7 protein-coding genes are annotated in these 5,842 nt (G+C 53.0%); 6 read left to right on the top strand and 1 reads right to left on the bottom strand.

Annotated elements, in window-relative coordinates:
* Window positions 1–1,317, bottom strand: a 1,317-nt coding sequence (locus LC354_RS25935) for a hypothetical protein (RefSeq protein ID WP_223428853.1), incomplete at its 3' end; no start/stop codon positions are given.
* 196 nt (window positions 1,318–1,513) lie between these two features.
* Between LC354_RS25935 and LC354_RS25930 the strand changes: the two genes are divergently transcribed.
* From LC354_RS25930 to LC354_RS25905, 6 genes are all read left to right on the top strand, one after another.
* Entirely contained in the window at window positions 1,514–1,795 is a 282-nt protein-coding gene (locus LC354_RS25930; RefSeq protein ID WP_223428854.1) for a rod-binding protein, read from the top strand.
* The gene (locus LC354_RS25925) at window positions 1,785–2,144 is read left to right on the top strand and encodes a flagellar biosynthesis protein FlgN (RefSeq protein ID WP_223428852.1); all 360 of its coding nucleotides are present in this window, start codon (window positions 1,785–1,787) and stop codon (window positions 2,142–2,144) included. The genes LC354_RS25930 and LC354_RS25925 overlap by 11 nt, the downstream gene beginning before the upstream one ends.
* A gap of 204 nt (window positions 2,145–2,348) precedes the next feature.
* Window positions 2,349–3,617 (top strand): flagellin, encoded by a 1,269-nt coding sequence (locus LC354_RS25920; RefSeq protein ID WP_223428851.1) that lies wholly within the window; start codon window positions 2,349–2,351, stop codon window positions 3,615–3,617.
* 74 nt (window positions 3,618–3,691) lie between these two features.
* Window positions 3,692–4,069 carry a flagellar biosynthesis regulator FlaF gene (gene flaF / locus LC354_RS25915; RefSeq protein WP_223428850.1) on the top strand — a complete coding sequence of 126 codons (378 nt, stop codon included), beginning with the start codon at window positions 3,692–3,694 and terminating at the stop codon, window positions 4,067–4,069.
* On the top strand, window positions 4,066–4,467 hold the full coding sequence (gene flbT, locus LC354_RS25910; RefSeq protein WP_223428849.1) for a flagellar biosynthesis repressor FlbT: 402 nt from the start codon (window positions 4,066–4,068) through the stop codon (window positions 4,465–4,467). Before flaF ends, flbT begins: the two co-directional genes overlap by 4 nt.
* A gap of 18 nt (window positions 4,468–4,485) precedes the next feature.
* Window positions 4,486–5,259: a DUF1217 domain-containing protein gene (locus tag LC354_RS25905; protein WP_317849397.1), complete on the top strand. Its 774-nt coding sequence runs from the start codon at window positions 4,486–4,488 to the stop codon at window positions 5,257–5,259.
* Window positions 5,260–5,842 lie beyond the last annotated feature (583 nt).

Genomic DNA, 5,842 nt, shown 5'->3' with positions numbered 1-5,842 from the left:
CCTCTGCCGGGGCACGCCTCGGCAGGGGCTCTCAGCGCAATCTCCAACTAAATTTCCAGACGTCAGGTTACAGTACCTTTCGACCGCACGGTCCGGACTACGATGTATGGCTTGAGCCAGTTGCTGCGTGATATGGCCGGGTAGCTCTTGGCGGTGCAGCGATGAAGCGTGCGGCTGCTGCACGGGTGTAGTCTGTAGGCGTAAGTCCCAAAGGAACTCCTGGGCCGTATCCTGTGAACCCGCCGCCGCCGGTTCCCACTTCATATTGCTGATTGTTTGCACCCCGGTCGGCTGTACCGGAGTAGCTGCCATTTTGCCCGGGTGAATTTGGACCGGCTGAGCGGAAGCCGTCCCAACGTCATAAGGCTTTTGTGTTGCTGCGTATTCTCGTGGCGTGGGCATTTGTCTTGCTGTCACTGTCGTTTGTGTCTGCACGCTTTGGTTTGTGTTGTTTTTGTCCTCCGATTGCGCATACTTCGCCGCGGTTTCTTCAGGATGAAGCGGTTGTGCAGAAATCAGTTTCACTGGTTGTCCCGAATCGTCAGCGGAACCCGGATTGACTAAAACACCCTCAATTTTTGCGAGCGACTGCATCGATATGGCAGTCGCCGCTGCGCTGTCCGAATGCAGTGAGCTTCCTGCTATACTACGTTCCAAGGATATTCCGGTACGCGTTTCGCCGGAAGGGGTCGTCATCAACCCCTGCGCCTCGGCAGTCAGTGAACGGCCAAGGCTGTCAGCGTTAAGCTTTGAGGACAAAAACTGCATGGGTGGATCGTTAGCGAAAGCAGTCGATTCATGGCTGGTTTGGCGTGCTGTGGAGTGAAGCTCAGTTGTATTGAGATCAGGATTTAGTGCCGCATCGGTTCGGTAAGCTGCTGCATTGACTATTGTGGAAGCGACCGTGTGATGAACCTTTGCGGCGCGTGTTGGAATGCCAGGCGCTGTCGGTCCGTTTTCTTCGGCCGTGGACTGAAACTTAGGATTCGCGCTGGAAGCAGATGGCGTTATGCCGGGTTCTATCTCGGACTGTTTCGGCTCTGCGGATGTGTAGGCATGGATGGGTTCCGCCGTCGCCGCAAAAAGCCGATCGGGACTGTCTTGCGGTCGGATGTCTTTTTGCATCGCAGTTGTCGGGGCTTCACCGTTCTGCATGTCTTCGGAGCCCGTATCTGGCTCCGTTCTGCGGTCATGACCATCTTCTCCTTCTGTACCCTTTGATGCGTTGTGGCGTTCTGCCATCAAAGCTTTCGCCGACTCCGGCGCGGCTTCCTCAAATGCTCTGGAAAAGTCGAATGAACGCTCTTCGTGTGTCATGTGCGCCGCCTGGCCGGGCGATGATAGTGTGCTTTGAGCAGCTGTCCGACTGGACAGAACAGATATTATTGTGGTTTGCATCGCTTTCTCCGGCGGATTCTTCCGCGTTTCTGAAACATGCATCGGGGATAGTTACCGCTTCTTTACTGATTTGCCGGCATCATCGGAAAAATCTGTCGAATTGAAGGAATTCATTATGGAGACGCACAAAATCGGTAGCTCTGTGCCCCCTAAAAAACCTTCCAACGATGTCGCCTTGCGCAGCGCCGCGGAAAAACTTGAAGCTACTTTCTTGGCAGAAATGCTGAAGGCCGCAGGCCTGGGGGAAAGCCGCTCCGCCTTTGGTGGCGGAGAAGGCGAAGATCAGTTTTCATCTTTTCTGGTCCAGGCGCAAGCGGAAGAAATGGTGGCGGCGGGGGGGATCGGCCTCGCCGAAGCTTTGTTTAACGCATTGAAGGAACGCGAAAATGATGAATGAAAACCTCCAGACGACGGTAGACTCCCTTGATGATCTTCTGGATGCGGAGCGGCGTGCATTGCTGGAAGGAAACCTCGACGAGATCGCGCGTCTGCATGATCGAAAGGAACAACTGATCGAAGCTCTCAATAGAATGGACGTTGAGGATCAAGCGAATTTGGTGGCCTTGAATACCAAGCTCGAACGGAACCAGGCGCTTTTGAATACAGCGCTGGGCGGTATTCGATCCGTCGCACGGCGTCTGGCAGCGATTCGGCGGGTTCGACAGTCTTTGGACACCTACGATTCTGCTGGCCGTAAGACATCGGTTGAAACATGCATCGATCGGTCATTTGAGAAACGAGCTTAGTGCAGTTGATTCAAATGCGAGCGACAAGCATTCCGCGGTTTAGGAAAGCGTTAGTGAAATAGGTTGCATGGTCTGCTTGCACTCGGAGTGAGTGGCGCATGGCCCCGAATAAGGGGAGTGCATTTGTCAGAACGGCAATTGGTCCGTCCATGTGGGGCGGTACGTAAACCCTGACGCAAAGCGTCGTGACAAAAGGAAATGCACATGTCGAGCATTCTTACAAATAACAGCGCAATGGTGGCGTTGCAGACTTTGAAATCCATCAACAAAAATCTTGCCACCACGCAAGGAGAGATTTCGACCGGTAAGTCGGTCGCTACTGCCAAAGATAACTCTGCGGTTTGGGCCATATCCAAAGTGATGGAATCGGATGTCAAAGGTTTCAAGGCGATTTCGGAAGGCCTCAGCTTGGGTGAATCGACTGTAGCGGTCGCCAGGAATGCCTCCGAAACTGTGACCGACCTTTTGACAGATATCAAAGGCAAAATCGTAGCAGCGCAAGAGTCAAACGTCGATCGTGACAAACTCCAAACCGACATTGTCGCATTGCGCGATCAGATCGTCTCGGTGGTCGGGGCAGCGCAGTTCAATGGTCTCAACCTCATTGACGGGTCGAGCACTGATGCGGTGGAAGTCCTGTCTTCTCTGGATCGGGCGCCGGACGGCACGGTTAGTGAAAAATCAATCTCGGTTGACCGCCAGGATCTGTCTCTGACTACGACAGCCTCCACTGCGACGTTTGGCCCGACCGACGTTGACGATGGTAGTTTGGCAACCAACGGCGCAACAAATGACGATACCGCAGTCACGGTTGCATCTGCCGGTAACACGGCGATTACGATCGAAAGCGTGTCTGAAGGCGCCAGCTATCGGATCGTGTTGGAAGACGTTCAATTGGAAAGCAGTGGCGGCACAGCCGTCGGCAGCCGAACATTCGAGTATGTTGCGGGAACAGACGATAGTGCGGAAAGTGTCTCGCAAAACTTGTTCTCTCAGGTCAGTGCTTACCTCGACGCGTCAACGGCTTCTGGTGACTACAGTCTTGCACGTTCAGGTAACGCATTGACGTTGACCAACGCATCTGGAGAAAACCTGGACGTGACGGTTAAGACGTCATCAGGTGGTACGCCAGGTACAGCGGCCAATGGAGCGGGTCTTGGTGCGCTGGGTGCGATTGACGTTTCATCCGAAGTTGGCGCTGGTCAGGCGCTGACTGCCATCGAAGGTCTGATATCGACTTCGATTGATGCGGCAGCAGCTTTTGGTTCAGCTGAAGGACGCCTTGAAACGCAATCGGAATTCATCAGCAAGCTGACAGATTCGCTGAAATCTGGCATTGGTTCGCTGGTGGATGCCGATATGGAAGAAGTATCGGCCAGATTACAGGCGCTGCAAACACAACAGCAGTTGGGGGTTCAATCGCTGTCGATTGCGAACCAAGCTCCGCAAACTATCTTGTCCTTGTTCAGGTAAGTCAAAGTGGCGAGGCGCTAACCTTCGGCGCCTCGCTACCCTTTTTGTGACTCTCATTTCAAATAGGTGAATACGTGAACGCGACGTCTCAGGCTTTACGCGGATATGCAGAAAACGCGGTTTCAACACGAAACGGCCGCCGCGCCGAATATGAAGCGGTTGCCCGCATAACGCAGCGCATGCGGGATGCAGCGGTGCAGGCAAAAACAGATTTTCCTGCTTATGCGGAGGCATTGCACCTCAATCAAAGACTATGGGCCGCGTTAGTCGTGGACATAGCTGATGCCAATAATCCGCTTCCCAATGAATTAAAGGCACGGATCATCTATTTGGCAGAATTTACCCAGCAGCACACCCGAAAGATACTCCGTGAAAGGGCGTCGATCATGCCATTGCTGGAAATCAACATGGCCGTCTTGCGCGGTCTGAAAAAGGAAGGGCCGTCGCAATGAGTGGTCTCATTCTCAAACTAAGTCCGAAAGAGCGTGTTTTGATCAATGGAGCGGTCATCGAAAATGGCGATCGTCGCAGTCGACTGGCCATAATGACGCCTGACGCCCATATCTTGCGGTTGCGTGACGCAATCCATCCGGAAGATGCAAAGACACCAGTTCGGCGCGTCTGCTATGCCGTTCAACTGGTCCTGTCCGGTGATGCATCTCCTGATGAAGTCCGTCGCAATCTGTTGCGTAGCGTAGAGGAGTTAAGCCAGGTTTTTATTGATCATGACAGTCGGAAACACTTGGATTTAGCCTCACATGCCCTTGTTGAAGGCGATCATTATCGTTGTTTGAAGGCGTTACGCACATTGTTGCCACGCGAAGAACGTCTGCTTGCTGCTGGCGCTTAAGCTATGTTTCAACCAGTCTTGATTTCATCCGGCCTGACTGGGTGGCAGTTTCTCCAACGCACCTATGATCGGCAGTTTGAGACGTTCACTCAGTCCACCGAATTGCAGCGTGACACAGACTACTTCGCAGAAAATATCGGCACCGTCACGACGGCAGAAGATCTTGTGGCCGATCGACGTTTGCTTACTGTCGCTTTGGGGGCGTTCGGCCTTGAAGATGACATTAACAATACATTTTTTATTCAAAAGATGTTGAGTGACGGTACGACGGCCGACGATGCATTGGCAAACCGATTTACCGATAGCCGATACAGCGACCTGTCTGGTGCGTTTGGTTTGGGCCCCGGCGAAGTGCGTGGGTCGTTGAGCTCCGGCTTTGCCGAGAACATCATCGCCAAATTTCATGCAAACAGCTTTGAGATTGCGACTGGTGCACAAGATGACACCATGCGCATCGCTCTTTATGCAGAGCGGACGCTTCCGGATGCGATGTCGGTCGAGAGCTCGCAAGCTGCGAAGTGGTTTACCATCATGGGACAGCCACCTTTGCGCAGCATGTTTGAAACTGCGCTTGGATTGCCAGAGGCGTTCGGCCAGGTAGATATTGATCAGCAACTCAGTGTGTTCCAAGAACGGAGCGAGAGTGTCTTTGGGGTGTCAGACCCGTCAGAATTTGCTGATCCTGAAGTTTTGGATACTGTAATAACGGCTTATCTTGCGCGATCACAACTCAGTTCTTTTGGCGCAGGGTCTACTGGTGCGTCGATTGCTTTGACTTTGTTGGGTGGTTGATAACCTTTTCAAACGAGCATAATCGGACAAAGCGACGGCCTTGGGTCTATTTGCCTTCGTAAGAACGGATGGGTGCAACAGCACCTCACTACCATTGGTAGCTGAAACGCTTTCTATTCGTTTCCATGTCTATGCTGCGTACTTGCGGAACCGCTAGGCTGCCCTGTGTCCTGGCACCGTTTTGTGTTTTAAGTTTCCGCTTCGCCGCAGTACCAAACGCAACTGGTCGAAACTGTGGTTCGGGCTTTGATCATGGATACATGCCATTGCATCGTCCAAGGGCTTTTGTACCTGAATGGCCGCATCAACCTCAGTATCCGAACCGGGCGAGTATAGGTAAGCACCAAGGGAACCCCCTCTTATATGGCATGATCTGATCTGGGTGTAGCGCGACAATCTGGATGCGAGGAGCGCGTCAATCAGGATGAGAATCCTTGGTCGCGACACTTGAGACGATGCCGTCGTTTTCTATCGCGATCAAGGGTTTTGTGTTTTTGATTGTCGCGGCGCGTCAATCAGCTTGGATGTTAGCCGGTGTCGCTCTTTGAGCTGGGCGCCCAGGCCCCTTTGCTTGTTCGGCGGC

Source organism: Tateyamaria pelophila (assembly GCF_019966495.1).
Taxonomy (GTDB): Bacteria; Pseudomonadota; Alphaproteobacteria; order Rhodobacterales; family Rhodobacteraceae; genus Tateyamaria; species Tateyamaria pelophila.
The sequence above is the reverse complement of the archived record's forward strand: the minus strand, read 5'-3'. Positions and strand labels throughout refer to the sequence as shown.